Here is a 26252-nt window from a genome sequence, read left to right on the forward strand (position 1 = left end):
CCGGCTATTCTGTCCTCCTGGGTCGAGGGCTGTGCGTGCCGCGTGCAGGAATCGGACGGTTGCGATGAACGCGGGGGCGCCGGGAAGGAACTCATCCCAAGATTGAGGGAAGGCAGGCATTGAATGGACTGGATGCGTACGCCGATCGCCACTGAAACGAAGCTTGGCGACGTGGACCTTCAGTGCGTTCCGGGCGGCGCGCAGCTTCACGCCGAGCTCCCGGAACCGAGGAACTTCTCGGGCGCTACAATCATGATCACCGGCGGCACAGGCTCATTCGGTTCGACGATTCTGAAGCATTTCCTTGCGTTGTCGGTGGCGGAAGTGCGGGTGGTGAGCCGGGATGAAAAGAAGCAGGATGAGCAGCGCCGGCGCTTCGCCGACGGCAGGATCAGACATTATGTCGGGGATGTTCGCGATTTCCGCGCGATGGAAGGCATCTGTCGGGACGTGGATTTCATCTACCATGCCGCGGCGCTGAAGCAGGTGCCGTCCTGCGAGTTCCACCCGATCGAGGCCGTAAACACCAACGTGACCGGGACGCAGAACGTTCTGGATGCCGCCATTCGCGCGGGCGTGCAGCGCGTCGTCTGCCTCTCGACCGACAAGGCGGTCTACCCGATCAACGCGATGGGAATGTCGAAGGCCCTTATGGAAAAGGTAATGGTCGCGAAGTCGCGCGAGGCATCGGGCAAGCGGACGGTGATAACCGGCACCCGTTACGGCAATGTGCTTGCCTCGCGTGGCTCCGTGGTGCCGCTTTTCATGGATCAGGTGCGGCGCGGCCAGCCGATCACCATCACCGATCCGAATATGACGCGCTTTGTCATGACGCTCGATGAAGCGGTGGAACTCTGCCTGGATGCCTTTCAGTTTGGCGGAAACGGCGAAATTCTGGTCCGCAAAGTTCCTGCCGTGACGATCGAGAAACTAGCCCAGGCGGTTCTGGAGGTCATGGGACGGCCGGATCACCCGATCCGCATCATCGGTCCGCGTCATGGCGAGAAGCATTTCGAAACGCTGCTAAGCCGCGAGGAGATGGCGGTCGCGCAGGACCGGGAGACATATTTCTGTGTCCCGCCGGATAACCGCAACCTGAATTACGACGTGCATTTCAGAAGCGGCAAACCATCGGCTGCGCGGCTGGACGATTTCAACTCGCTCAATGCCCGCCTTATGGATGTTTCGGAAATGGCCGCGATGCTGAGGAACCTGCCTTACGTGCAGGCCTTTCTTGCCGGTGGTGAGCCTGATGCGTTCTGAAGCGCGGGTCGTTGCGGTAACCGGCGCCGGCGGTTTCATAGGCCGCAATCTCGTCTGGCGCCTGCGGGAAGCGGGCTATGATGTGCGGATTCTCATGCGGGGCTGCACACAGGCGGAGATCGCGGCCGCGCTGGCGCATGCGGACACGGTCTTCCATCTGGCTGCCGCCATCAGGCCGCGCGAGCCCGATGAGTTCGACCGGTCCGTGCGCTTCACCCATGCCCTGGCAGCGGAAATAGCGAAGGCGGGACGGTGCCCGCTCGTGGTCTACAGTTCGTCGCGCAAGATCACCGCGCCGGGGGCTTTCGGCAGCGCGACGAAGGCTTCCGAGGAAGCCCTGTTCCAGCTCGACAGGCGCGGCGAGGCCGTGGTGGCCGCCTATCGCCTGCCGAACGTCTTCGGGAAATGGGGCAGGCCAAACTATAATTCGTGTGTGGCCACCTTCTGCCACAACTTCGCGCGCGATCTTCCGATCAGGATAGACGATCCGAATGCGCCGTTGTCGCTGCTCTATATCGACGATCTGACCGAGCACTGGTGCGGATTGCTGCGGCGGCCAATGGTCGAAAGCGGCTTTCATGAGGCGGGACCTGTCCATGAGACGACCGTGGGCGAGGTGGCCTCGATTCTGTCGGCCTTCGCCGAAGATCGACGCCTCGGCCGGATCGGCGATATGGAATCGCATCTCGAACGGTCGCTTTACGCCACGTTCGTCGCCGCATTGCCGGAATCGGCCTTTACCTATGGGCTGACCGCGCATACCGATCCGCGCGGGAACTTCATGGAGGTCTTCCGGACACAGGCGGCCGGCCAATTCTCGGTGTTCACCTCCGGCCCCGGCGTGATCCGGGGAGGTCATTACCACCATTCGAAAGTCGAAAAATTTCTCGTCGTCCATGGCCAGGCCAGGTTCAGATTCCGCAATATTTCGAGCGACGAGCGGTTCGAGGTGAAGGTGAGTGCTGGAGAGCCCACGATCGTCGAGACGATCCCGGGATGGACACACGACGTCACCAATGGAGGCGAGGATATGCTGGTCTGCCTATTATGGGCCAACGAGGCCTTCGACCCGCTCCGACCCGATACATATCCGTGTCCAGTATGAGCAAGGGCGCGTTGAAGGTCGTGACGGTGGTTGGGACGCGGCCGGAAATCATCAGGCTCTCCCGCGTGATTCCGGCCCTGGACGAGGCGACCGACCATCTGCTGATCCATACGGGCCAGAATTACGACGATGAACTCAGCGGAATATTCTTTCGCGATCTCGGCCTGCGCCCTCCCGACCATTTTCTCGGTGTTGGCGGCGGCTCTGCGGCGGAGACAATCGGCAAGGCCATCATCGCCGCCGACGCAGTGTTCGAAGCGGTAAGGCCGGACGCGATGCTGGTGCTCGGCGACACCAATTCCTGCCTGACGGTCATTCCAGCCAAGCGCCGTCACATTCCGATCTTTCATATGGAAGCGGGCAATCGCTGCTTCGACCAGCGCGTGCCTGAAGAACTGAACCGGCGCATCGTCGATCACACCGCGGATATCAATCTTCCCTATTCGGGAATCGCGCGCGACTACCTGCTGGCGGAGGGCCTGCCGCCGGACCGCGTTGTGAAGACCGGCAGCCCGATGTGGGAAGTGCTGAATCACTATCGCGCGAGAATCGAGGCATCGGATGCGGTCGACCGGCTGGGGCTGCAACCGCACCGGTATTTTCTCGTCAGCGTCCATCGGGAGGAAAACGTCGCGTCCGACCTTCAGATCGCCCGATTGGTCGAAACGCTGTGCGGCGTCGCGGCCGCTTATGACGAACCGGTTCTCGTCAGCACGCATCCGCGCACCCGCAAGCGGCTGGAAGCGTCGCGGCTTGACCTCGACAGGCGCGTCAGGCTGATGAAACCTTTTGGATTCTTCGACTATAATGCCTTGCAGCTCAAGGCGCATGCAGTGCTTTCTGATAGCGGTACCATCAGTGAGGAGTCGTCCATCCTCGGCTTTCCGGCGCTGAACTTGCGGGAGGCGCATGAGCGGCCGGAGGCGATGGAGCAGGCTGCGGTGATGATGACCGGCCTGCGGCTGGAAAACGTGCTGCGGGGCATCGTCGTTCTCGACCGGCAGGCGGGATGGCGGCCTTCTCTCCCTGCCGATTACGCCGTAACCGACGTTTCCAGGAAGATGGTACGAATCATTCTGAGTTACACCGATTACGTCCGCCGGAATGTCTGGAAAGAATCATGACGGTGGCCTCATGCGCTTCCTGATGGCCTGCATGAAATTTCCGACCAGGCCCGGATCTTCCTATCTGACGAACGAACTCGCTCTGGCGCTCAAGGCCGAAGGGCACGAGGTCGAGGTGTTGCTCGTCGATTGGGACGCGGCCTCGGAGGACGCGGACGGTACGGATGAGGAATGGAAGGGGATACGGGTGGTGCGCTGCGCGCCACGCCTTCTGGAAGGGTTCGGACGGCTGCTGCGTCATGCAAGCAAGTTCGTAATGACCGGCCGGCATGCGGGACGGTTGGCCCGTACGCGATTCGACCTTGCCCGGTTCGATGTCTTCATTGCCTGGGCGCCGGCACTGGCTTTTGCTCCCTTCATTGACACGATTCGCCGCGCGGGCATCGAGCGCCGGCTTCTTTTCATATGGGATTTCTTTCCCGACCATCATCGTGAAATCGGGCTCGTTCCGGGCGGGCCGCCATACTGGATCGCCCGAGCATGGGAGCAGCGCCTGATGGGAGCGTTCACCGCTCTCATTTGCACCTTGCCCCAGAACGCCCAGTACCTGCGCCGGAGATTCCGCGTGCGCCCGGAGCAATCGGTCCGTGTCGCTCCGATCTGGTCGGACGCGACGCCGGTTCCCCCCGTGGACCGCGCGGCCATACGCCGCCTGCACAATCTTCCCGAGGACCGTCCGATCGCCGTCTTTGGTGGACAGCTCGTCGAAGGGCGAGGCTTTGAGCAGATGTTGGCAGCGGCGGCGCTCGGGCAGACGAGCGGCTCGCCGCTTCTGTTCCTGTTCGTGGGCGAGGGGCGCCTCGCGCCGATGCTTCGGGCGCGGGCCCATGGAAACGTGCTGTGGCGACCGCCTCTCGAGCGCGATTCCTATCTTGAGCTGCTGGGGGCTTGCGAAGTGGGGATGGTCGCGACCGTACCCGGCGTGACCTCGTTCACCATTCCAAGCAAGACGACCGATTATCTGCGAGCCGGCCTGCCCGTCGTCGCTGCCGTCGAGGCGGGAAGCGAATTTGCACTCCTGCTGGAACGCTACGGCGTCGGCCGTGCCGTGCCGTTCGGGGACGCGCACGGTTTTCTCCGGGCAGCCGAGGCGCTTGCGGGAGGACCGGGGGTTCGCCATGCCGCCAAGACATGTCTGGATGAAGTTTTCCATGTTCGAAGGGCGGTTGAAGCCGTAACGGCGTGAGGGAAATCGTTCATTCGTGAATCACGGCAGGTCGTTTCTGGAATCGCCGCCGCCGCCCCGTATCGCAGTCCGATCCCGAGAAGGAGAAAAGCCACGCCACCGAGCGGCATGTTGAGAAACGCACTGCTCGACGAGAATGGCCATTCCTGGACGAAGAACGCGGCGAACAGCCCCGCCTGCCACGCACGTTCCGTAAGGTCGCTTCTCAGCATGGCGGACCGCTTCAGGGGAATGGCGAGCGCCCATAGCCATCCGGCGATCATCAGAGCGAACAGCAGCAGCCCCGGCAGCCCGCCATTGGTCGCCGCCTCAAGCCAGTGATTATGTACATGTTGCACGCAAATTTCGCTGCCGCCGCCATCGGCCGCCGATGCGAACGCGCCCGCGCGCAGGAACGCCTCGTCGCGGCAGTGATGCCGGAACGCATCGTAGCCAAGGCCCCGCCATGGATGTGCGCCGATCATCAGCAGCGCGCGATTGTAGATCAGTCCGTAATGCGAGGCAGCGAAATCGCCGAGTTGCGAAGCGGTCTTCCTGACCAAATGTTCGAACGCCTGGGGCGCGATCACGGCGGTGGCGGCTGCGATCGCAGGGGACAGAGCGAGCACCGCCAACGCCTGAAGACGCAGTTGCGGCAATATGACGGTCGCGACAGCGATGCCGAGCAGAAAGGCCGCAAACGGCATGCGCTGTCCCGCCAGGATGAGCAGCACGACGACCGGTAGTAATATCGCCGTGAAGGCCACGCGGCGTAGAAAGGCGTTTCGCGCATGGGTAAGAAGCCATGCCCCCAGCCAAAGCGCGACCGGGAGGGCCAGCCGAGAGAATGGTGCCGCAGCGCGCGGTTTGTCATAGGGGCCGGTCAAACTACCGTCTACGAAGCGCGGATTGCCGAAGAGATTATGCCCGCTGACGGCCTGTAGCAGAAGTTGCGCGCCGATATAGGCAACGGAGATGACGATGATCCGGCGCAGCCAGGATCGCGTCGACGGATTGCGCAAGGTCCAGAAGGCGAGCGCGAAGGCTGCCAGCGGAAAGCGAATCGCCACGATAGCCTGGATGAACGCGCCGATGGCCTTTGGCGTCAATGCATGGATATGAGGAATCGAGCATATCACAATCCAGCCCCACCATGCGAAGGCCGGCAGGACGAAGGCGCACCTGGTCCAGGCCCATTGGCGGGTCTGGATGCTTCGAAGCAGAAAAGCCCCACCGAGTACATCCAGCAACGCTTCCGCCACGCCACGAAAATGAACCAGGAAAACCGGCAGCATAAGCGTTGCCATCCGGCCGGTCGTCTCGAGTCCTCTCGCGAACCGTGTCCGCCAGACAGCCGCTCCATCCAGAGTGTTGCTCATATCCTGCCACGGTCTCTTTCGAAATCCGCGCCTGCCATGGCGGAACGCTGGATCGCGGGCTTTTGCCCGTCATGCGGCGGGGGGATGCAATTCCGGCTTCGCGAAGACGTCACGCTTGCTTCCACAGCTTGAGGACGCTGTCTTGCCGGATTCTCGGGGCATACATCGTGAATATGCCGCCTGATATCCTGGTATCGCCCAGGCGGCGAAGCGCCATGCGGATGGTGGCTACCGGCGCAACCCCGGCTGCGACCACGTAGACGAGTGCGGCGGTCGCCGCACCGATCAGTGGCGCCTCGGCATGGCCGTCGAGCGCCGGGCAATCGACGATGACGTGATCGAAGCGGGTCCGCAGCTCCGCCAGAAGTTGCTCCAGCCCGTTGGCGACCAGGAAATCCGGCGCATCGCCCGCCGGGATGATGGACAGTCCTTCAATCGCGGTCATACGGAGCACGTCGTCGAGCTTCGCATCGCCCGACAGGAGGTTGGCGAGACCGGGGCCATTCTCCAGCGCGAATGGCAGGTGAAGCGAAGGGGCACGGAGATTGGCATCGACCAGGACGACTTTCCGCCTGCCGCGCGCCAGCGTCCGGGCCAGGGCGATCGCGGTCGCCGTACTGCCTTCGCGTGTCCAGGTGGAGATGACGCCGATCGAAGCCGGAACTTCCGGCGGCACGGAAGACAGGGCCAGATTCGCGACAATTTCGAGATAAGCCTCCGCCAGGGCGAACGGCATCTCCGTGGTCCCGCCGCTCGGTGCCTCCGGAACTGCCGGCTTCGGCACAACCCCGAGAAGCGGCAGGACGAGCTTCTCCTCGAAATCGATCGGCTCGTTGATCCCCCTGTCGATGCGGTTCAGCAACAGTGCCGCGATCACGCTGATGAGCGTACCTGCCAAGGTGAACAGCACCAGATTCACCGCGATATTCGGCGAGGAGGGCCGGTCTGGCAGGCGGGGGGCGCCGACGAGGGTAACGTTGTTGCTTTCCAGCACGGCGGCGACGCCAATTTCCTTGGAGCGTTGCAGCAGCGCCTCGTAGAGCATTCGGTCGCTGTCGGCTTCGCGCCGGTAGATCGCATACTGGATCGAACGCTTGCGTTGCTCGGCGAGCGATTCCTTGATGGCGTTCACCTGCAGGCTCAAGGCTTGCTCACGCCCGAGCGCCCCCTGATAGGCCTGCTGGAGGGCCGTGCGCACGCGGCCGCCTTCGGCCCGTATCGACGTATCCAGGGAAACGAGCCGCGCGCGAAGCTGTTTCGTCGATGCGTCGTCGGGGCCTTGCCGTGCCGCCGCCGCCTCGTACTGGGCCGCGACATCAGCGCGTTCCTTGCGCAAGAGGCCGAGCGCCCGATAGGCAAGCGCGTCGCTGCTGGCACCTGGCTGGTCGCCCACGGCGGCGAGGCGGCTGGCGGCGTTTATGCGCTCGGTGGTGGCCGCAACGCGGGCGGAGCTCATGGTCACGAGGGCATCGCTCGCCAGGAGTCTGGCCTGGGCAGGGTCATAGCCATCCGGTCGCTGGCCGTTATTGGGCAAGGTGAGGTCCACCATGTCCTGACTCGTCGCGTATTGGAGAGCGCGTAGTTCGGCTTCATCCAGTTTCCCGCGGAGATCGGCAATCTGCTCGCCGAGGAACCGGCGTGCATAGACGGCCGCCGCTTGGCGGCGATCGAGATTGGCGGCGATAAAATCCTGGCCCCAGAGTCGCGCAATATCTTTCGAGAGCGCCGGTGAGGGTGTCGTGGCGTCGATATCCACCAGGCTGGTGCCGTGCATCGGCACCACTGTCACATGGCTCAGCAGGATCTTGCCGGCGATCTCGCGGCGCCTGTCTCTGCCGGAAGCGCCGGCGTTTTCGTAAAATTCCCTACGCTTTCCAAAGATCTCGAAAAAATCCGGACTGTCGGGCGCGCCGATATCGCTCGCGACGCGCTCGGCCAGGGCCTGCGACCGCAGGAGGCTGTATTGGGTCTGGTAGAATTCCTGGTCGCCGATGGAGACATCGTGCGCCGTGGCACCGAGATTCACGATCTGCGCGGTCTCGCGCGCGATCTGCAGCTCGGTGGTCGCCGTGTATCGGGGGATGGTGAGCAGCGAGACCAGCCCTCCAAGCAAAGCGCCGCCAATGACGCCCGCGGCGAGCAGCCAGCGCCAGAATATCACCAGGCGCAGAATCCGCCTCCACCGGGCCTTGTGGGGCTCCCCTGTGCTGTCGCCCTTAGGGACGGTGACAAGGCGGTCCGAGGGACTCAGAAAATGCGGGGGAATACTGTTCACCGCCGGCGCTCCGTTGACATGGGATGGCTCAAATTTTTGCCCGCAGGGAGATCTGGAACACGGCCTGGCTTTCGAAGGGCGAGGCGAGCCCCTCCAGCGCAACGCGCGTTCCGCGGCGGCTGTTGACGTTCATCGCCTCAACGAAGGCGGTGAAGTAGTGATCGATGGGCACGCGGGCGGCTACCGTGGCGGCCCAGCCATCCTCGTTATTGGACGGCGGCATTTCGCTGCCATGCTCACGGGTCTGGAATCCCTCGATCCGCCCCGTGAGGGCCAATGGCCCGAAATCATGCACGATCAGCACATAGGCCGAGCGGAAATCGGTGTGGACCCAGTTTTGCCCGTTTTCGGGAAAGCCCATGATGGTCGATCCGGTCATGCCCTGCGCCAGGAGCTTGGTCCGCCGCGACAGGCGCACGTTGACGCTCAGGTTCCAGAACCGCGTGCGCCAGCCCCATTGATCCGCGGCTGTGAATGCCTGCGGATTCCCGCGATTGTCGTAATAAAACAGTGCCACGTCGACGGGCTGCGGCGGATGCCAGTCGAACCGCGCATACCATCCGGGCTGATGGTCGATCTCGATGGTGTTGTCCGTCTTGTGCTGCTGCAGGAGCGTGATGAAATTGTTGAGCGGCGGGAGGCGGAAGGAACCGAGAGCGGTGGATTTGATGTCATTCAGGGCCCAGCCCCTGAAGGACAGCAGGGTGCCGGACGTGTCGTCCCAGCCGAACACACCGCCGGTGAGGCCGAAATCATGATCCCCCAGATTCGTATGCACCGATATTTCGGTACCGAGAACCTTGACTTCCTCCCCGACCCAGGAGTTGATCACCGACGGCGTAATGGTGTTGACGACGCTCCAGGCGCCGCCGGTGGAATGCTCCAGCGAGATCTCGGGCCACATCAGCCCCATTCTCCCCGAGAAGCGGAACCTGTGGGACTGGTCGGGCAGGAAATTGAGAAACGCTTCCATCAGGTCGAAACCGTCATGATGACCGCGCTGCCAGGCGCCGGAGATGTTGGCGCTGAACATTTTGCCGAACCGGGGGTTCCAGACCACATCCGCCTCGAACGGGGCGAAGATCGTGCTGAAGCCGCCATTCCCGTCACCCTGCAGACGGGTCTTGCCAAAGCCGCCATTCACGAAAGAGGTTGCGCCGTTGGCCACCGCCAGGCGCCAGTCCACCAGCACCGACACGGTGTTTTTGGAGAACAGATCGAAATCTGTGCTGGCGGTTGAAGGGGACGTCGCGGTGACGTTTGCCGGTGCTGGCTCGTCGGCAAGGGCGGGCATTCCGATCATCGTGCCGAGCAACACGGTCCAGACGCGAATATGATTCATTGTAACGGCGTCCACGCTGCCGCGGGGAGGGCCGTCCAGCGGACGACTCCGCCTGCGGTTCTCTCCTCGGCGTGTTGAAAAAACGGCGCGAGAGAAGCGCCGAGCGACGGATGGGCGACGCGGGGAACGCCATCCACGAGGACCAAAAGAACATCTTCGGCGCAGGCTTCGAGAATGGGTTTGCGCAGGATGACGAGGTCCGCCATCGAACCGGTTTCCAGTGACGGTACCGGCAGCCCCAGGCGATACGCCGCCGTGGCGCCGACCGCCGCAAGCAGCCTGCCGTCGTCGAGCATTCCGAGGCGGCGCGCGCAGGCAAGTTCGTCCAGCAGGTCCCCACAACCCGTCAGACGGGAATCACTCCCCAGGAGCACGTCCACCCCCTCCGCCAGGAGAGCTTCGGACGCGGTTTGCCCGAACAGGAAGAGGTTTGAACTCGGGCACCAGACCAGAGCAGCCCCTGATGCGCGGAAGCGGCGGCGGCTCGCGGCGTCCATACCTACGCCGTGCACGGCCAGGAGTTCCGGCCCCAGGACCCCGCGTTCGGCAAGTGCGTCGATTTCGGCCGCCGCACGGAAATCCACGCCCTCCGCTACATGGAGGCAGAATGGACCTTCCCCGACCGAGCCTGCCAGTTCCGGCGTCATGCCGAGCGAGTCGGCATTTCGCAAGCGGACCAGCTTGAGCGGAAATCCTGCATCGAAATCGGCTTCCCACGGATCATGGTGGACCGCGGTGGTCACGCCGGAAAACAGATTTTTCCATGCGCCTTCCAGCAATGCTTCACGGCGGGGACGTGCGCGCCCCAAGACGATGCGGTCTGCCTCCCGTGCCTGGATGTCGAGCGCCCACTCATAGGCATTCCGATAGGGCGGATGGCCCAGGCGCCCATAATGGTTGCGGTGCAGATGGTCATGGGCGTTGATCAGGCCGGGGCGGATCTCGGCATCAGGAAAGTTCAAGACCAGGTCGAAGTCACCCCGAATATCGATGATTTTACCAGCGTCAACGGCGATTTCACGGTTCCTGGCACGGATGAGCAGCCGCATGCCTACGCCTCTCGCATAAAGGCGAGGCCCAACACGACGTTCAGACCTTGATGCGTCGGATAAAGCGCGGCACAGCCGGCCTGTTCGTAGAACGGCCGGGCCGCGGGGCCTATGGCCGCGCTTCTGCGTGCCGAAAGCCGCCAACCGGCCGCCTTCGCCGCGTTCAGATGTGCGGCGACATCATGGACATAATGTTCAAGTTCGTGGACGGCGCCGGCTCTCCTGAACGTGCGGCGGTGCCCCGCGGCGTGTGCATCGGGATGGAAATCCGTAACGACGAGACGGGCACCCGCTCCGGCGACGCGCGCCAGTTCGTGATAGGCGGGTGAGCAATCCGCCAGATGTCCGAGCACGAGACGGCACCAGATCACGTCAAAGCCGCCGTCCGGCAGCGGAAGCTGCCGGATATCCGCCGCCATCGTGTCGATGGATGGGTATCGCGCGGCACCCTCCGCCAGCATCTCGGGGCTGAGATCAACGCCAAGCGCCGACGCGGCACCCGCCTCGTGCAGCCGGCGTCCGACCCCACACCCGGCATCAAGCAGCCGCAAGCCGCCGAGGGACGGCGTCATTGCCGCTGCCAGCCCATTTTCGAGCGAGGAGATGGCGTTTTCGTTGGCATAAGTCGCGGCCCAGAGGCGGTAGCCTTCCCGCACGTTCAGCACCGTCATTCCGCTGCGTCCAAACCGGGGCTCTCGACCATGACCATTCTCCACGACGCCTCTCGCACCTTGTGCGATCTGTGTTCCGGGAGGGCTCTGCAGCGTTCAAAGATTCAAAGAGTGGCGACAATATCGGCTGGCATCCCCGGGGTATAAATTCCGATATCGGATTAATCATGGACCATCCGACAGCACTCCGTGACCTCGCGTTTCATGGAAGCGGAGGGGAGCAGAGATCGAATCAGGCGGCCAGGAACGCCATCATGGCGCGACATTCAGCACACCGCGCATGGACGGGTGGAACAGACAGAAAAAAGCGATGCGTCCGGAAGAGGAGAGAGTCATCTTCGCACTCTGGCCGGGATTGAGCCGGATATCGAAGCTGTGGTCGCGCGCCGTCACCGAATGCATCACGCTGTCGCGGTTAACCCACACGATAGTGTCGCCAATTTTCGCATTGTCCGGTGTCTGGCCGAAATCCATATCGTCGATGACCACGGTATATTCGTGGCCGCCGACCTGAGCGGGGGCGGCGGGAGCGGCTGCGGTGGCGGCGATAGCGGCGGGCATGGCCGCGAGCAGCATCGCGACGGCCATTACCGTCAGGCGCGCTTTCAGGCGTGCATCGATCCGATTGGTTTTGGTCACCTTGTCCTCCTTCCATCGGCAGATCTTCCCTTTGTGTCCGAACGGGGAGAAAAGGTTCAGAACAAGCAGGCCAGCCATATCGTACCCCAAATTTCTTGTTCTCGGGCCTCTTCGCGCGGTTGGGCTTTCCAGCCGATCCTCGATTTCTGTGACGCAGGACTCCGGAACGATGAACCGTACTGCGTCCGCGGTGCCACTAAGGAACCGGGGAAGGGGCGCGCCCGCCTGCTTGGCGCAGTGCGCTCCTTTGGTGGAGAAACGGGACAGGCGGGCTTTCTTTCGATGACATACGCGGCTTTCCCCGGCACCATACCGGATAGCAGGCCAAGGCAACCCCTCGTTGGGTCCCTCCGCCGTGCCGACGGGTTCAAAACCGACGGCGGAGGCTCCGAATGCGCATTGTCTATCTGACGCAATGGTTCGACCCCGAAACGCACGTCATCAAGGGAGCGAAATTCGTGCGCGCCTTGCAGTCGGCCGGGCATGAGGTGACGGTGGTGACGGGCTTCCCGAACTATCCCACCGGCCGGCTCTATCCGGGCTACAGGCTGCGGCTGATCCACAAGGAGGTGATAGGCGGCGTGAATGTCGTCAGGCTGCCGCTTTATCCGAGCCACGACTCCTCGTCGCTACGGCGGTCCTTCAACTATCTCTCGTTCTTTCTCTCCGCGCTCGTCTATCTTCTGCTTCGGCGCACACCCTTCGATATCGCCTACGTATATCACCCGCCCATCACCGTAGGGCTTGCCGCGGCGGTTGCCGGCCTCTTGCGGCGGCTGCCCTTCATCCTCGACGTGCAGGATCTCTGGCCCGACACGCTCGCGGCCACGGGCATGGCGGGCGGACGGCGCTCCATGCGGCTGGTCGGCTTGCTTTGCCGCTTCGTCTATCGGCGAAGCGATGCCATCGTGGCGCAGTCGGAAGGTATGAAAACCGCGCTGAACGCCCATGGCGTTCCGGCCGACAAGCTCGTCACCATCCGGAACTGGGCGGAAGCCGAGCCTCCGATCAATGAGGGGGAAGCTCGGCTCGCACCGCATCATTTCGTGGTGGTCTACGGGGGCAATCTCGGCCGCGCCCAGGATCTTGGGACGGTGCTGGACGCTGCGGCGCGGTTGCGCGAGCGGAAGCCGGATATCCTGATCCGGCTTTACGGTGGCGGCGTGGAGGCTGAGCCACTGCGCGCCCGCGCCGAAGCCCTGAGCTTGACGAATGTGGAGTTCCACGGCCCGGTCAGCAAGGATGCGATAGGCGCGATTTTCGCCCAGGCCGACGCTCTGCTGGTGCATCTCGCCGACCATCCGCTCTTCGCCATCACGGTCCCGTCGAAGGTGCAGGCCTATCTGGCCATGGGCAGGCCCATCGTCGCGGGCCTGGCGGGAGAGGCGGCGCGATTGCTCGTCGAATCCAAAGCCGCGGTCGTTGCACCGCCCGGCGACCCGCGCGCCCTCGCGGAAGCCATCGCATCCCTGGCCGATATGCCCCTGGAAGCGCGCAAGGCCATGGGGCACGCCGGCCACGACTATTATCAGCGTCATTTGTCGTTTCAGTCGGGCGTGCGGCGAACCTTGGGTCTTTTCGACAGCGCTAGCCCGACATGATGATTTCGCCTCAATCCCGAATTGTCCGGCGGCTCGCGAGCCCGGCTTTCCTGCCGGTGGTTACGCCCACCGGCATTCCCCGTCTGCCCCTGTTCCTGGTGCTCGGCTGGATCGCGGCCACGTTTCTGCTCTTCCTGATCTGGCCTATCAATTGGCCGATCTATCATATCGAGGAATGGGAGCGGCTTGTCGCCTACGTCTCGACCTGCCTTCTCCTGATCGGCGCCGCCGCATGGACGGGCTCGAAAGGCCCGACAAGGCTGACCGCGCCTCTGTCCGGAGTACGGTTGCTGCTCGTCGCTGGCGCCTTGGCCGCGGCTCTGTTACTGACGCCCTCCTGCATGACCTATACGGGCAGGGGCCCCTGGGAACTGCTCGACGCCATGAGCGACCAGGGTGCTGCGTACCGGCGGCTGCAAGCCAATCTGGTGACTACCGCCGGCCATCACACCGCCATGGCTCTGGCGCGCGCGTTTTTTGCGCCGCTTGTATACGCCGTGCTGCCGCTTGGCATATTGCGCTGGCGCGATATTGGTTGGAGTGGTCGGCTTTCAGTGGCCGTAACCGCCGCCTGCTCGATCGTGTTTTCCCTCATGCGTGGGACGGACAAGGAAATCGCCGATCTGTTCGTGATCGGCGTTTCGGCCATGTTTGTCTTATACGGCCGCGCTTGGGCGGCTGGCTATCGCGGCACGGTCCTCCTGCGCCGCTTCTGGCGCTGGGCCCTGGCGGGGGCGTTGTTCGTGTATGCCGCCCAGGCTCTCTATACCGAGCGCAAGGATCTTCGTCTCAATGCGCGGCATCTCCCGCGCAGCAGCGTCTGCGCGAATGCCACGAATATCTGCGCCGACCTCGCCAATCCGTGGATCACCTGGATGCCGCCTCAGCAGCGCTTCGGAGTCACGCTGTTCATTCTCTCCACCTGCTCCGGCTATTATGGGCTCGACCTCGCGCTGCGGAACCCCTTCGAATCCTCGTTCGGCGTCGGTCATTCTCCGGTGGCGCTCACCATGTATGAAACGTTGACCGGCGATCACACGCCGCATCTGCGCACCTACACGTACCGCAACGGCGAACACGAGTGGCTGGAGGAATATTACTGGTCGACGCTGGTGACATGGATTGCCAACGATGTCGGCTTTCCCGGCGCGGCGCTGGTGTTGGGGCTCATAGGCTATATGTGGGGCATCTGGTGGCGCGAGGCAGCCGCGGGCATGAGCGATCCGGCCGCGATACTGTTCGCGCTTACGACGACCATGATGTTCTATTTCCCGGCCAATAATCAGGTGTTCCTCACCCCCGACGGCTATACGATCTTCGCTGTCTGGATCGCAGTGTGGCTCTGGCATCGCGCGCGCCGGACCGTATCGGTCGCGCTGCCCTGCGAGGCGGAGTGAACCAGGCAATCCGGGATAGTCCGGGTCGCGGGATATGCAGCCATGGGCCGATGTCGAGATCATGCACGCCGATCCGCTCCAGCGTCTGCGCCATTGGAAGCGACGTAGAAGGCGCAGCAGGCGCAGGACGGCGGACGGAGGGGGTGACCGACCAGGTCAGTGCTCCACTGCTTCTTTCGAGAACGCCAGGGCGGCGTCTGTCGCAACGCGGACATCGTTTTCCTTCTTGACGCCGGCAACGCCGATGGCACCCACGACCGTATCCCCGACTTTCAGCGGCATGCCGCCGCGCAATGCCATGAATCCAGCGGTGACGAAGGCGGTGCGGCCCTTGTTGGTATTGTCTTCCGTTTCCTCGGATGGGCGCTCCAGCAGCGCGGAGGTTCGTGCTTTCCCGAGTGCCAGATCCGGGCTGCCGGCACGGACGTTGTCGAAGCGATCGAAGGCCATCAGGCCACCAGAGCGGTCGACGATGGCTATGGCGCAAGGGGCGTTGAGTTGCGTCGCGCTACGCATCGCGGCCTGCAGGGCAAACTGCGCGCCGGCGCGGCTGAGCGTGCTGACAGACCGGGCCAGCGGGGCGCCTGCGGCAGGTGCCACGTTTACCCATGTGGTGATGACCGCAATCGTGAGCGCAGGAAGGAATTTCTTCATCATGACTCTTATTCTCCTGCAAGATGAAGGTCAGGAATCTTATTTCCGATACGGCGTAACTGATATTGAACGGCTGTCATATTTGAGAAAAAAATAGAAATAAGAGGCAACAGCACGGGACAGAGATATAATCTGGATGACAGGCGTGGGGTGAACATAAGCGCGTTATGGCACGTGGTCACGAACCGGTCGTGGATCTGCGGTCTTTCTGTTCCACCAGCCACCCCCGAGAGCCTGAAACAGGCCGACCGTATCGGACAGCCGGCCGGATTGCGCCTGGGCCAGGGTCAGGCGCGTCTGCATTTCGGCCTGCTGAGCCATAAGGAGCAGGAGCGTGCTCTCGTCTCCGTAATGATTGCCGATACGCGCGAAGTCCAGGTTCTTCCTGGCTTCATCTTCGGCTTTTGCGGCCGCGACCAGAGTGTCCGCGTCATTGCCGATCGCGTGAAGCGCGTCCGAGACATTCTGCACGGCGAGAACGATTGTATTCCGATAGTCCTCGATCGCCATCTTGTAGGTATTTTGGGCGGCCCGCTCCCGGTGCAGTAATGTGAACCCATCAAAAAGTGGCTGCGTGATCATTGCCGCCAGGGTCCAGGTTCCATATCCCGGTGTCGCAAACTGGCTGAATCGGTTGGCAGCCAGTCCTGGCGTCGCGACAAGGTCGAGGTCGGGCAGGCGGTTGGCGATGGCGACCCCGATCTGGGCGCTTGCGGCATGCAAGGTTTCTTCCGCCGCGCGGATGTCCGGACGCTGGTCGATCAACTGCAGTGGAAGGGAAACCGGCAGTTCCGTCGGCAGATGGAAATCGGCAAGACGGAAATCCGGCGTTGGTACATCCGACCCGTCGCCGGTCAGCGCGTCGATCAGGTCATGCTGGGCGGCCAGCTGCTGGCGCAGAGGCGGCAGGCTCTGTTCGGCCTGGGCCAGCAAGACCCGCTGCGGCGTCACGTCCCGCTCGCCCATGTCACCGAAGCGCTTCTGCTTCTCGTTGATGTCGAGGATGGCGCGCGCCGACGCGATCACCCCTTCGGTCGCCTCGATCTGCCCCTGGATGGCGGCATATTGGATCGCGGCGTTCACCAGATTGCTGGTCAGTGACAGATAGGCCGCATCAAGCTGATAGCGCGCCAGGGCACGCTGTGCGTCACTGGCCTCGATCTGCCGGCGGATGGAGCCCCAGACGTCCGGCATGTAGGAAATATTCAGCTGCAGGGTATGCAGGTTGTAGAGATAACTGTTGAAACCCTGCACGCTCATACCCTGGGAGATCTTGTTACGTGTCGGGTTGAAGAAGCCGCTGACATTCGGCCACAGCGCTCCTTTCTGCGCGGCGACGCCCTCCTGCGCCGCCAGCAGGGCCTGATGCGCCGACTCCAGGCTCGGACTATGATCGATCGCGCGGGATACCAGCATGTTCAGGGCCGGGCAGTGAAACAACGCCCACCATTGGGCCGGGATATCCTGCCCCGGCCGGAAGGATTGCGCGGCGCCCGCCACACCGCCGGTCTCGGCGGTGCGGGGCGGCAGGGGCGCGGGCGTATAACGATTGTCCACCGGCAGGGCCGGGCGATGGTAATCGGGACCGACGGCGCAGCCAGCCAGCGCGATCACCGCGAAACCGCCCGCCAGCCGGGACATGGTGCGGCGCGGCGTCATGATGACGCCTCCCCGGGCGTACGGCGCATTAGCCGCCCTTCCAGCCGTTTTTCCAGTTCGTAATAATAGGTCGGGAGAATGAACAGGGTCAGCACGGTGGCGATGCCCAGTCCGCCGACCACCACCGTCGCCAGCCCACGCTGGACATCGGTGCCGATGCCGGTCGCGAGCGCCGCCGGCAGCATGCCCACGCTGGCCACGGTGGCCGTCATCAGGACCGGGCGGAAACGCTGGCCCGCGCCGTCTAGGACCGCCGTCCGCAGGGATTCGCCCTCGGCGCGCAGGCGATTGAAGTTCGAGACCATGATGATGCCGTTCTGGATCGCGACACCGAACAGGGCGATGAAGCCCACGGCGGTCGCGATATTGAGCGTCTCGCCACGCGCATGCAGTGCGACCAGCCCGCCGAGTGTCGCCATCGGCACCACGGCCAGCACCAGCACCGCCTGACGCATCGCGCCGAACTGGCAGAACAGCAGCACTAGCATGACGGCGAACATGATGCCAAGCGCCACCGTCAGGCGCGCCTGGGCGCGTTGTGCCTGCTCGAACGTGCCGGCCCATTCCAGGCTGTAGACGGAGGGATCGAAATGGACCTGAGTCGCGATACGGGCCTGCGCATCGGCGAGATATTGGGAGAGCGGCCGCTGTCCATTATCGAGGCGGATCGTGATCTGGCGCTGGTTGCGCTCATGGGCGATCGTTCCCTCGCCGGTCTGCAGCGAGACATGGGCAACCACACCCAGCGGTATCCGCGCGCCTGACGGCGTGGTCAGCGGCAACTGGCGGATGATGTCGAGATTGCTGTTGATCGCGCGCGGGATATGGACGGTCATGTTGTAGACGCGGTCCCCGACATAGACCGAAGAGACGGGGGTGTCGCCGATCATGTTCTGGACCACGGCCAGGATGTCCGTGCCGGCCAGTCCGTAGCGCGCGGCTTCCTTGCGGTCCACGGCTACATCCAGTTCGGGTGTCGGCGGCTCCTGGAAGATCGAGGCCGCTGCCGTGCCGGGAACCTGCCGCATGACATCGACGATCTGCGTGCCGATCCGGCGCAGTTCATGGAAATCGTCCCCATAGACGCGCAGGACCAGCGGCGAATGCGCGCCGCCGACCAGATCGTTCATGTTGTCGGCGATCGGCTGGCTGATACCGAAGCTGATACCCGGGATCGTCGCCAGGCGTGTGCGGAGGCGGGCAACGAACTGGGCCTTGGTCTCGCCATGCGGCCATTCGTCATAGGGACGCAGCCCGACCGGCGCTTCGATATGCGACGGCGTCCATGGGTCGGTACCGGAATCGCTGCGGCCGAGCTGCGTGACGGCGAAGCTGGTTTCCGGGAAGGAACGGATCGCCGTGCGGATCTCATCAGCCATGGCGCTGGCTCGCTCCAGCGACAGGCCGGAGGGAAGCTGGACCTGGATCCACAGCGCGCCCTCGTCGAGATCGGGCAGGAACTCGCGTCCGGCGCTGGCGCCAAGCCATGCCGTCAGAACGAAGGCGGCGATGCCCCCGGCATAGGCCAGGAATGGACGATCCAGACTGTGGGCCAGCAGCCGGTGATAGACCCTGTGCAACCATTCCAGCGGGGCATTATGGAACAGCCGGTGTGGTTTACGCAGGACCAGGAACGCCAGCGAGGGGATCAGCGTGATGGCGCAGAGCAGCGCGCCCAGCAGGGCGAAGCTGACGGTGAAGGCCATGGGCCGGAACAGCTTGCCCGAGGCCCCCTCGAAGGCAAACAGGGGGCCGTAGGCGATGATGATGATCAGGGTCGCGAAGAAGATCGCGCGCGCCATCGTGTCGGTGATCTCAAGGATGTCCCCGGGGATCAGCGTCCTGTCCGGATGGTCCTCACGCAAACGCAGGATGGCTTCGGTCACCACGATCGCGCCATCGACGATCACGCCGAAATCGATGGCACCGAGGGAGAACAGGTTGGCCGGCATGTGCAGGCCCATCATCAGCACGAACAGGGTGGCCAGCGACAGCGGGATGGTGACGGCGGCGATGACGGCGCTGCGGGGACTGCCGAGGAACAGCACGAGTACGACGAAGACCAGTCCCATGCCTTCCAGCACCGTGTGAGCCACCTTGTCGGTGGTCGCGCGGACCAGATTGTCGCGGTCGATATAGGGCACGATCCGCGCGCCTTGCCGCGCCAGGCGCCTGTTCAGCAGATCCACCCGCGCGTGGACGGCGGCCAGGACCTGCGAGGGATTCTGGCCGGTCAGGGTTGCGACGATGCCTTCGATCGTGTCCGGATTGCCGTCCTTCCCCAGGATGCCCTGCCGGACCTGATGTCCGAACTGCATCTGGCCCAGGTCGCGGATCAGCACCGGCTTGCCGTCATGCGCGACCACGCCGATATCGCCCATGTCGGCCAGGGTATGAACCATGTCGATCCCGCGCACGATATAGGACTGGTCGCCGCGCGTGACGCGATCGCCGCCGACATTGACATTATTGTTCTTCAGCGCGGCCAGGACGTCGTTGATCCCGATATGGTACCGGTTCAGGGCGTCCGGATCGAGCAGGAGCTGATATTCCTTGGTAAACCCGCCGAAATTGCTCACCGACGCTACCCCTGGGATTTGCATCAGCGCCGGGATGACGACCCAGTTCTGGATGTCCGACAACTGCATCAGGTTCAGGCTGTCGGAGCGCAGCGTGTAGCGGTAGATCTCGCCGGCGGGTCCCGTGACCGGGCCAAGGGCCGGGGTGACGCTGGCCGGCAGGTTGGCCTGGGCGATCTGTTCGGTCACGCGCTGGCGCGCGAAATAGACGTCTGTTCCGTCGCGGAAGATCAACGTGATCAGCGACAGGCCGAAAGTGCTGCTGGACCGGCTGTCGATCAGGCCCGGGACGCTGGCCAGTTGTCGCTCCAGCGGCGTGGTGATCTGCTGTTCGACCTCCGCGGCAGCCAGGCCGCCCGCCTGCGTCGTGATCATGACATTGACGGAGCCGAGGTCCGGATAGGCCTCGACCGCGATATCCCGCCACGCCAGGGTACCGAAACAGGCCAGCAGCGCCATGATCATGAAGACGATGCGGCGCTGGCGCAGGCACAGCCCGATGAATTTGTTAATCATCGTTCAGCAGCACCGCGCCCTGGGTCACGACCCGATCGCCCGCGGCCAGTCCGCTCAGGACCCGGCTGTTCGTTCCGTCGTCATAGACGATATCGACCGTCCGGCGGCGGAAGACGTGGGGCCGCACTTCCACGAACACCGTGGTCGCGTCGTTGTTCATCAGGATCGCCGTCTGCGGGATCGTGATTTCCGGTGGCTGCGGCACGGCGATGGCAACATGGGCATAGAGATGGGGCAGCAGGGTGCCGGTCGGGTTCGTGACTTCGAAATGTACGGTGCGCCGGCGCGTGTCCGCCTGCAGGGACGGGCGCAGCCCGTCGAGCGCGCCGCTCAATTGGAGGCCGGGCAGAACCGGAAACGTGGCATGCGCGGTCATGCCGGCCTGAACGAGCGGCGCCTGATCTTCCGCCAGGTCGGCAGTGACCCAGAGCATGCGCGTGTCGAGCAACGTCATCATGACTGCCGTCGGATCGGTGACGTTCATGCCCGCCGCGACCGAGACCGTATCGATCACGCCGTCGATCGGCGCGGTCAACGGGACCAGGGAGCCGGCGTGGGCGTCGGTCCCGGCCTGTCCGTCGCGGCCGAGTGCTGCGAGACGGTCGCGCGCACGATCCAGTTCGGATCGGGCCTGTGCGTAGGCGGTCCGTGCGCTTTCCAGATCCTTGACCGCACCGCCTCCGGCGCCGACGACATGGCGGGCGCGTTCATATTGATCTCCCGCCAGGGTGAAGGCGGCGCGGGCTTTTTCCTCGTCCGAACTGGCCTGGGCCATATCGCCTGACGCGATCAGGGCCAGGAGCTGGCCGCGTTTGACGCGGGTGCCGGGTGCGACATCCATACGGACGATATGGCCCGCTACGGGCGGCAGCAGAGAGATGGTGCGCGCGGGTTCGGCGGCGATTTCGCCTGGTGCGTCGATCGTCTTCGGCCGCTCCTCGACCTTGACGGTTTCCACTGCGAGACGCGGCAGGAGCGGGGAGTCCGCGTCAACAATCACATCACCGGTCTGGTCGCGGTGCATCGTCTGTGCTGTGGCTGGATCGATCCTGCCTGTAGCGAGCAAGCCAATGGTCAGAAGGGCGGGGAGAGAAGGCCGTGCGGCCTGCTTATGGCGTTTGCAGCGCATCATACGTATTGGGCTCGAGAACATCCAGGATGGGTAGAAACAGGCGCTGCAGATGCGATTGCGGGGCGCGCTATGGCTTCGCACGCGGCAGAAGCGTTCCAGCAGGCAGCATGCGTGCCAGCACGTTGTCCCTGAGGACGCATTGGTGAAAGAGGGCGGCGGCGGCGTGGCCGGCCGCCAGGCCGACGATCAGCCATGCGTTCCAGAAATGCAGAGTCTCGATCCACCAAATTGTTCCAGATGAAAAAGGGGTAAAGGGGGAAGGGATCAGGAGTCCGAAGAAGCTCATTGCCTGTCCCGCGCCCCAGCGCCAGGCATAGCCAAGGCCGATTTCCGCCAGCAGCAGGGCGTAGAGCGTGCTTTCCATGGCCAGGGCGCAGAACCGGTCGACCGGGGAGAGAAGGGAGGCGAGGTGACGCCCCCAGGTGATCCGCCAGACGATGCGAAACAGGATGATGGCAGTCAGAAACATGCCCCCGGTCAGGTGCGTGACGACCATGAGATGGTGAACCGGCTTTCCGGGCCAACCCCATGTTTCCCCGAGGGCAAACTGGATCAATACCAGGACGGCCGTCGCCCAATGCAGGAGGACAGTGCCACGATCATAGCGCAGCTTGTCCGTGGCATTCGAAAAGGCTTCGGTCATGCTCGGTCCCCAGGAAGATGGACCGTGGCCTAGCACATATTCCTGACGAGAACCTGAACGGAATACGCGGTCGCCCAATAATAAAAAATACCCAATGTTTCTCGGGAAATTACGGATTGTGAGAAGAGAGATGAGCACGAAGGTCACAAGAGGCCTTGAATTCCACTTCCATACTCGTGTCACGCCTTCGTTCACACGTTGAACACTACGCTGTCGAATGGAGCAGGTCGGCTTCGCGCCCAGTAACGATATGCGGCACGCCTGTCCTGTGCCTGAAAACGGATGCGCAAGCGGTCTAGGTGCTGTTAGATCTTGATCCAACCTGCGGCTGCGGCGAGGTGAAGGATGGCGAGGAACGAGGCGGCGGTCTTTTCGTATCGGGTTGCGACGGCGCGCCATTCCTTCAGACGAGCCCGGAGATCTTCCACCAGATGCCGGTTGCGATATGCCCATTGAGGGCAGGCGACGGCAGCGTCCCGGCGCTTGGGCGGGATCGCTGGCCGCGCTCCCATGGTCCAGACATGTTCCCGGAACGCATTGGAGACATATCCCTTGTCGCCGACGACCCATAATGGTTCGCGTGGCAGCCGGTCGAGCATGGCGGGCGCGAGCGGCAGTTCGTGCGCTTGACCGGGAGCCAGGGTGAAGGTGACAGCCCGGCCGCGCCCGTCAGCGACTACGCAGACCTTGGTCCCATAGCCACCGCGAGAGGGCGGGCGCACTGCTTCGATCAGCGGCTCCCGAACCGCCCAGGTTTCGTCGGTGAAAATCTGCGTCGCATTGCTTTCCGTTATTCCCCATATATAGGAACAATCTTCAAGATCTAACAGGGCTCTGGTAGAGCAGAAGGATTCAACCGCCGCCTCGCCCTCAGCCAAAGCCTCCACTACCCGACGCTCATAGTCTGACGTCGACTGCTGCTTGGTGAACCGGCTGGTGGAGGAGATGGCGACCAGCCGATTCATGCCCAGCGCGTGCAGTCTCGGCAGTGCAGCCGGTAGAAGCCAGATTGAGGATACGCTGAAGACTCTTTCAACTCTACCGACCTTATCCAATGTATTGGGATCGGTGAGGTCGCCTTCTGAAGGTCAATCAAATCTCTGGCTCGGTTAGCGCGAGCGCTCGAAGGTTCAACGGAGCCTGTGATCGGGCGAGACACGCCGACCCAGAAAGAACGCGTAAAACAACGCCGCCACTCGACCCGCTTCCGCCCACCCGGCGCGAACGCGGCGGATTTCGGGGGTATGAACTGTTGGCCGGCCTCCGGGAACCTACGTTCACAGTACGTTGGACGAGGGCGGCGGAGCATGGGCGCAAATCTCGAAGTCACGCCTGCGACCCGGCGTGATCGGCGCGGCAAATGTCTGTCTGTTATAGCCCCATCCTACAATGAAGCGGCCGTGCTCGACCTGTTCTTCGAGCAGCTGGAGCCGGTGCTCGACGCCTGCGTCACCGCCTATGAAATCATCTGCATCAACGACGGCAGCCGTGATGCGACTCTGCCGATCCTGCTGGCTCACCGTCGACGCAATCCAAGGATCAAGGTGATCGACTTCAGCCGCAACTTCGGCAAGGAGGCTGCCCTCACCGCAGGGCTGGACGCCGCTGAGGGCGACATGATCGTGCCCATGGACGTCGACCTGCAGGATCCGCCGAGCGTGATCTCCGAGTTCGTCGACCGGTGGGAGGACGGCTATGATGTGGTGTACGGCCTTCGCGCCGACCGTAGCCGCGACACCCTGTTCAAGCGATTGACCTCCCGCCTGTTCTATTCGCTTTTCAACAGCTTGAGTACGGTCGATATGCCGAGCGACGTTGGCGATTTCCGTCTGATGGATCGCGAAGTGGTATTGGCCTTGCGGCAGCTGCCGGAGCGGAGCCGCTTCATGAAAGGCCTGTTCGCATGGGTGGGCTTCCGCCAGGTGGCCGTCCCCTATGCGCGGCCCGAACGTGCCGCCGGTAAAACCAGTTGGCGCTACTTGAAGCTGTGGAATTTTGCGTTGGACGGGGTCACCGCCTTTTCCGGCGCCCCGATCCGCGTGTGGAGCTATGTCGGCGGCGGCACCGCCGCCGCGGCCTTCCTCTGGGCGCTGGTGATCGTGTTGCGGACCTTGATGTTCGGCCGCGACCAGGCCGGCTATCCGTCGCTCGCGGTATTCATCCTCGGCGGGTTCGGCCTGCAAATGCTGGCCATAGGCACGCTCGGCGAATACGTCTCGCGCATCTACCAGGAAGTAAAGCAGCGTCCCCTATACCTGATCCGCAGCCGGTTCGGTTGGGAGCAAGATGCCGATACGGGCCAGAACTGTTCCTCTATGAAAAGAGCATCATGACATCGCGCAGCGCCTCCGGCTGGATTCGCCCGACGGTCATCTTCACGCTGCTTCTGGTGACCACCCTGGCGCTCACCTGGATCTATTATTGGGCTTTCGCCGAATACCCGGGCAATTCCGATACCGCTGGCGGCTATCTCGCCGCTGCGGATATGGCGGCTGGCAACTGGCGGCTCAAAGGCTGGTGGTGGGGCAGCGACACGTTCTGGACCTCGGACCTCGCCTTCGAGGCGGCGCTGATCGCCTTATTCGGCAACCACCCAATCATCATGATGCTGAGCTCGGCTTTCGACTGGGCCGGAGTGGTCGTGCTGGCGGCCGTGGCGACTGGAGCGGGCGTCTCCCGGTTCCGGTTCGCGCTGCTGCCCGTCGCAGCGATCGTCGCCCTGCCGATCCTGCGCAACAACCCGCCGATGAACCTGATCGTCCTATCCCCCATCCACATCGGAACGATCATCTACATACTGGCCATGTTCCTCCTCGTTCCCATCGCTTCGACGGTGGGCCGCAAGAGCAAAATCGCCACAATCGCGCTCGGCCTTACCACCTTCCTCGCCGTCGCCGGCGATCCGCTGGCGCTCGTCATCGGGGTCGGCGCCATAAGCCTGGTCATGGCCATCGGCGCTCTGAAGCGCAGGGACGGGGGGAAAGCCGTGGTGCTCGCCACCGTCGTGGCGGCCGCCCTCCTCGCCAAATACTTCGTGGCGTGGAACCAGGCTCACGGAGGCATCCGCGTCGCGTCCACCCCTCTGACCTTCGTTTCGGTCGAAGACCTGCCCCGAAACCTCTATCTGACCTTCAACAGCTTTCTCGTGCTGACCGGTACGAATTTCTTCGGTAGGGGCTTGAGCGGCGCGATCCTCTTTTTGGTGCGGCTCCCCCTGATATTGGCGATGATTTGGGTGCTCTGGACCACATTCCGCCGTATTGTTCGATACGTCTGCGGAGCGGACGAGGCCCCTGAGCCAACCCTGATCGATCAACTCCTGCTGGCGGGCGCCGTCATCGACATTGTGTCGGCTACCTTCAGTAGCCTACTCGTGAATGTCGATACGGCGAGATACTTCATACCGGCCATCATTTTCCTCGCCATACTGATGGGAAGAACCCTGCCGCCCGTCCGGTCGGTCGTGGCCTATGGTTGCCTCACCGTTGGCGCGACCATCGCCTTGCTCGGCTATGGCTATGCCGTGGCGAGACCGGCGCCGACCCTGCTGTATCCGAGACAGCAGGCGTTGGCGGATCTCCTCATTCGACAACATCTCACCGACGGCTACGCCTCATACTGGTCGGCTTCGATCATCACCGTCGGAACTCGCGGCGCAGCGCGCGTGCGCACGGTCGCCGCCTGCACGGACCCCGTTGGCTGCGGGAAGTCGGTGGGCAAGATCGTCCCCGTCTTCCTGATCGGCAACGAGAACTGGTACTCAGGCTTCGGCCGTCGGGATCGCCCCTTCTTCGTGGTGGTCGACAAATTCCCTGTAGCGCAGGCCCTACTGGTGGCCCCCGTCACGGCTACCTTCGGCGCACCCACGCACCGGTTCGAATTGCCCAACTATGTAGTCGAGGTTTTTGATCCGGTCGCGCGGTGACATGGTGAAAGGTGCTCGAACCACTAGGCGCTGTCTGCATTCATGGATTCCCTTTGATTTGAAGTTCTGATTCAAGGCTGTCGATGGAGGGCAAGCCTTGAGCAGACGGACACTGACAGACGAGCAATGGAGCC

General features: G+C 63.2%; 18 protein-coding genes and 2 pseudogenes. 8 read left to right on the top strand and 12 right to left on the bottom strand.

The annotated features are described in order from the left end of the window. Positions 1 to 132 precede the first annotated feature (132 nt). The 4 genes from HLH35_RS13430 to HLH35_RS20245 are packed head-to-tail and all read left to right on the top strand — an operon-like array spanning position 133 to position 4678. Positions 133 to 1263, top strand: a complete 1131-nt coding sequence (locus HLH35_RS13430) for a polysaccharide biosynthesis protein (protein ID WP_246385076.1) — start codon at positions 133 to 135, stop codon at positions 1261 to 1263. Next, on the top strand, positions 1253 to 2368 hold the full coding sequence (locus HLH35_RS13435) for a polysaccharide biosynthesis C-terminal domain-containing protein (RefSeq protein ID WP_182979609.1): 1116 nt from the start codon (positions 1253 to 1255) through the stop codon (positions 2366 to 2368). Before HLH35_RS13430 ends, HLH35_RS13435 begins: the two co-directional genes overlap by 11 nt. Continuing rightward, entirely contained in the window at positions 2365 to 3492 is a 1128-nt protein-coding gene (gene wecB, locus HLH35_RS13440) for a non-hydrolyzing UDP-N-acetylglucosamine 2-epimerase (RefSeq protein WP_182979637.1), read from the top strand. Before HLH35_RS13435 ends, wecB begins: the two co-directional genes overlap by 4 nt. A gap of 31 nt (positions 3493 to 3523) precedes the next feature. After that, positions 3524 to 4678 carry a glycosyltransferase family 4 protein gene (locus HLH35_RS20245; RefSeq protein ID WP_275944246.1) on the top strand — a complete coding sequence of 385 codons (1155 nt, stop codon included), beginning with the start codon at positions 3524 to 3526 and terminating at the stop codon, positions 4676 to 4678. Between the two features lie 278 nt (positions 4679 to 4956). Here HLH35_RS20245 and HLH35_RS13445 read toward each other — a convergent pair. The 6 genes and pseudogenes from HLH35_RS13445 to HLH35_RS13470 all read right to left on the bottom strand — a co-directional run. Continuing rightward, a pseudogene (locus tag HLH35_RS13445) lies at positions 4957 to 6036 on the bottom strand (O-antigen ligase family protein); the annotation flags it as partial. A 109-nt stretch (positions 6037 to 6145) separates the two neighbouring features. After that, positions 6146 to 8311 (bottom strand): GNVR domain-containing protein, encoded by a 2166-nt coding sequence (locus HLH35_RS13450; RefSeq protein ID WP_182979611.1) that lies wholly within the window; start codon positions 8309 to 8311, stop codon positions 6146 to 6148. Between the two features lie 28 nt (positions 8312 to 8339). Further along, positions 8340 to 9653 (bottom strand): hypothetical protein, encoded by a 1314-nt coding sequence (locus tag HLH35_RS13455; RefSeq protein WP_182979612.1) that lies wholly within the window; start codon positions 9651 to 9653, stop codon positions 8340 to 8342. Further along, the gene (locus HLH35_RS13460; protein ID WP_182979613.1) at positions 9650 to 10702 is read right to left on the bottom strand and encodes an amidohydrolase family protein; all 1053 of its coding nucleotides are present in this window, start codon (positions 10700 to 10702) and stop codon (positions 9650 to 9652) included. Before HLH35_RS13460 ends, HLH35_RS13455 begins: the two co-directional genes overlap by 4 nt. Positions 10703 to 10704: 2 nt before the next feature. Then, complete coding sequence (locus HLH35_RS13465) at positions 10705 to 11373, bottom strand: class I SAM-dependent methyltransferase (protein WP_182979614.1); 669 nt, start codon at positions 11371 to 11373, stop codon at positions 10705 to 10707. A gap of 252 nt (positions 11374 to 11625) precedes the next feature. Then, positions 11626 to 12090, bottom strand: a complete 465-nt coding sequence (locus tag HLH35_RS13470; protein ID WP_182979615.1) for a cupredoxin domain-containing protein — start codon at positions 12088 to 12090, stop codon at positions 11626 to 11628. Between the two features lie 314 nt (positions 12091 to 12404). Here HLH35_RS13470 and HLH35_RS13475 point away from each other — a divergent pair, with 314 nt between their 5' ends. Both HLH35_RS13475 and HLH35_RS13480 read left to right on the top strand, forming a co-directional pair. Next, positions 12405 to 13613, top strand: coding sequence for a glycosyltransferase family 4 protein (locus tag HLH35_RS13475; RefSeq protein ID WP_182979616.1), 1209 nt, complete (start codon positions 12405 to 12407; stop codon positions 13611 to 13613). Beyond that, complete coding sequence (locus tag HLH35_RS13480) at positions 13610 to 15010, top strand: hypothetical protein (protein ID WP_182979617.1); 1401 nt, start codon at positions 13610 to 13612, stop codon at positions 15008 to 15010. Before HLH35_RS13475 ends, HLH35_RS13480 begins: the two co-directional genes overlap by 4 nt. A 156-nt stretch (positions 15011 to 15166) precedes the next feature. Here HLH35_RS13480 and HLH35_RS13485 read toward each other — a convergent pair whose 3' ends face one another. The 6 genes and pseudogenes from HLH35_RS13485 to HLH35_RS19970 all read right to left on the bottom strand — a co-directional run. Further along, positions 15167 to 15667 (bottom strand): GlcG/HbpS family heme-binding protein, encoded by a 501-nt coding sequence (locus HLH35_RS13485; RefSeq protein ID WP_182979618.1) that lies wholly within the window; start codon positions 15665 to 15667, stop codon positions 15167 to 15169. A 162-nt stretch (positions 15668 to 15829) separates the two neighbouring features. Then, on the bottom strand, positions 15830 to 17323 hold the full coding sequence (locus HLH35_RS13490; protein ID WP_220790673.1) for an efflux transporter outer membrane subunit: 1494 nt from the start codon (positions 17321 to 17323) through the stop codon (positions 15830 to 15832). Beyond that, the gene (locus HLH35_RS13495; protein ID WP_182979619.1) at positions 17320 to 20418 is read right to left on the bottom strand and encodes an efflux RND transporter permease subunit; all 3099 of its coding nucleotides are present in this window, start codon (positions 20416 to 20418) and stop codon (positions 17320 to 17322) included. Before HLH35_RS13495 ends, HLH35_RS13490 begins: the two co-directional genes overlap by 4 nt. Next, positions 20411 to 21418 (bottom strand): efflux RND transporter periplasmic adaptor subunit, encoded by a 1008-nt coding sequence (locus HLH35_RS13500; protein ID WP_182979620.1) that lies wholly within the window; start codon positions 21416 to 21418, stop codon positions 20411 to 20413. Before HLH35_RS13500 ends, HLH35_RS13495 begins: the two co-directional genes overlap by 8 nt. 199 nt (positions 21419 to 21617) lie before the next feature. Further along, entirely contained in the window at positions 21618 to 22340 is a 723-nt protein-coding gene (locus HLH35_RS13505; protein ID WP_338029349.1) for a cytochrome b, read from the bottom strand. 158 nt (positions 22341 to 22498) lie between these two features. Beyond that, a pseudogene (locus HLH35_RS19970) lies at positions 22499 to 22903 on the bottom strand (IS5 family transposase); the annotation flags it as partial. Between the two features lie 597 nt (positions 22904 to 23500). On the opposite strand from HLH35_RS19970, the gene HLH35_RS13515 reads away from it, so the two are divergent. After that, a complete protein-coding gene (locus HLH35_RS13515) occupies positions 23501 to 24526 on the top strand; it encodes a glycosyltransferase family 2 protein (RefSeq protein ID WP_182979621.1) in 1026 nt (341 codons plus the stop codon). After that, positions 24523 to 26118, top strand: a complete 1596-nt coding sequence (locus tag HLH35_RS13520; RefSeq protein WP_182979622.1) for a hypothetical protein — start codon at positions 24523 to 24525, stop codon at positions 26116 to 26118. The genes HLH35_RS13515 and HLH35_RS13520 overlap by 4 nt, the downstream gene beginning before the upstream one ends. Positions 26119 to 26252 lie beyond the last annotated feature (134 nt).

Origin of the sequence: Gluconacetobacter asukensis (assembly GCF_014174375.1) — a bacterium.
GTDB lineage: Bacteria > Pseudomonadota > Alphaproteobacteria > Acetobacterales > Acetobacteraceae > Gluconacetobacter > Gluconacetobacter asukensis.